The organism is Sphingomonas sp. AC435 (assembly GCF_979253005.1).
Window position 1 is genome coordinate 1 of sequence record NZ_CEEDCJ010000058.1, and the last position, 257, is coordinate 257.

A 257-nucleotide genomic window follows, 5' to 3' on the forward strand; every position below is an offset into this window, starting at 1 on the left:
CGTGCGCCGCGAGGTAGCGCAGGATCGCGTTCGACTCCCACAACACGAACCCGTCGTCCTCGATCGTCGGGAGCAGCGCATTCGGGTTGAGCGTGCGGTAGGCGGCGGCCATGCCGAAGCGGCCGCCGACGTCATGCCGGACATAGGGGAGCGCCAGCTCCTCGGCGAGCCAGACGACCTTCTGGACGTTGTGCGAGTTGAGGCGCCCCCAGATCGTCAGCATCAGCTTCGGTAATCCGCGTTGATCGAGATGTAGC

General features: G+C 65.8%; 1 protein-coding gene. It reads right to left on the reverse strand.

Going from position 1 to position 257, the window contains the following annotated elements; genetic code table 11:
- Positions 1 to 223: glutathione S-transferase N-terminal domain-containing protein (locus AC0CH8_RS18940; RefSeq protein ID WP_465241207.1), on the reverse strand; the 223-nt coding region annotated here is incomplete at its 3' end.
- Positions 224 to 257: the final 34 nt, after the last annotated feature.